We start from the raw sequence: 1,804 nt of genomic DNA, 5'->3' as shown, positions 1-1,804 counted from the left end.
CCGACAGGTTGAGGTTCTGCGCCGAGCCCGCCGTCACCGCCGTGGCGATGGCCGCGGACGTGGACGAACCAGCGGTGACCGTCGCGGAGTTGGGGTTGACGGCCACGGAGAAGTCGTTGGTCACCGTCGATCCGCTGGTGAACGGCGCGAAGATGTGGGTGAAGTCCCAGGTGTTCTGGCTGATGCCGGAGCAGGAGTCGTCCCCCGCCTTGCCCGGGCAGCCGCCGTTGTCGCGCTGGAGCGCCCAGAAGGACAGCGTGTTGATGCCCTTCGACACCGCCCAGTTGTAGACGGTGGTGGCGTTGGCCACGGTGAAGGTCTCGGCCGCGCCGTAGTCGTCGATGCCGGCCATCTCGGTGATCCCGATCGAACCCCACAGCTGGGCGGGGGTCTTGGTCGGGTAGAGCTTGGCGAGCTGGTTGTAGAGGCCCTGCGCGGAGGTCTGGGTGTCGGCCGCCATGTCGTGGGTGGCGCCGTCGTAGTAGTCGAAGGTCATCATGTTGACGACGTCGATCCGGGCGTTGTTGCTGACCGCGTTCTTCAGCACGGCGAGGCCGCTGGAGGCCAGCCCGGTGGTGGTGGTCGGCAGCGTGTAGGAGAACTGGACGTTGCGCCCGTTGGCGGCGGCCCAGTCCTGCACGATCTTGATCGCCTTGTTGCGGCGGTCGATTCCGGCCGTGTTGGTCAGCGAGTTGTCCTCGATGTCGAGGTCGATCCGGCTGACGTCGTAGGTGGTGACGAGGTTCTCGAAGGCTGCCGCGATCTGGTTGACGTCGGTGCAGCTGTCGGCCAGTTCGGTGCCGGTGTTGTCGGCGGTGTAGCCGCCGAAGGAGGGGATCACGTCCCCGCCGTTGGCCCGGATGGTGGCGATGTCGGCGCCGAAGGTCGAGGAGGAGACCGGCTTTGAGGTGTCGCCGTTCCAGTACGGGGTGCAGGAGCCCTTGGTGGCGGCCTGGAGGAACGCCATCGTCAGGTGCTTGGCCCCGGACTGGGCGGCCAGGGCGGCGGGGCTCTGCCCGGTCCAGGACTCGAAGTAGGGGGCGAAGACCCGGCTGGGGAGCGGGGTCGCGGCCTGGGCGGAGCCCGTCCCGGCGGCGACCAGGCCGGCCGACGCGGCCAGCGTGGCGCAGGCCGTCAGGGCCGCCTGGATGGTTCTGCGTAGACGCATGGATTCTCCAACATACGTGGTGGGGCAGGACGTTGGGGATACGCGCGTGATCGGGGCGCGACGGCCGTGTGGGGTCGGCCGCGCGGGCCCGGACGTGCGGACGTGTGGGTGTGCGGGTGTGCTGACGTGCGGGACTGCTGGGTGTCCGGGTGTGCGGGCGCGCGGAAGCCCACCGACTCGCGCGGAGGCGGGTGGCGGGTACGCGTGTGCGCACGCCGTACGGAGCGGGGGTGGTGCGGGACAGGGCAGGGCAGGGCAGGGCAGTGCCTCAGCCGCCGGTGGTCACACCCCCACAGTGCATCCCGGTCGGATCGACATGCTTATGGTTGGACTAGACCACTGGTCTGTCAAGAGACCTAACAGTTCGTCAACACACCGCCCCCGTGGCCGAAGGGCCGCCCGATCGGCCGGGTGTGCGCGGTGCGGCCGGGGCTGTGGAGGTGGGCGGTGCGGCGGAGGTGGCCGGTGGTGCGGGGTGGCCGCGCTACCGAAGGGCGGATGCACCGAAAAATGGCGCCGCCGAAGAATGAAGGTGCCGTGGCCGCGCGCCCCCCGGCGGGGGGGCGGGCCCCGCGGGCCCCGGGGCACGCGGTGTGTTTTTAAAAAAAACCCACCCCCCCGAACCGGGGGGTTAAA

The 1,804-nt window shown here is 69.7% G+C and carries 1 protein-coding gene; it reads right to left on the bottom strand.

Features of this window, described 5'->3' with window-relative positions; genetic code table 11:
- Positions 1-1,168: chitinase (locus tag ACFWPI_RS04160; RefSeq protein WP_380424566.1), on the bottom strand; the 1,168-nt coding region annotated here is incomplete at its 3' end.
- Between the last annotated feature and the right edge of the window lie 636 nt (positions 1,169-1,804).

It is taken from the genome of Kitasatospora sp. NPDC058492 (assembly GCF_042720685.1).
In the GTDB taxonomy this organism is placed as follows: domain Bacteria; phylum Actinomycetota; class Actinomycetes; order Streptomycetales; family Streptomycetaceae; genus Kitasatospora.
The sequence above is the reverse complement of the archived record's forward strand: the minus strand, read 5'-3'. Positions and strand labels throughout refer to the sequence as shown.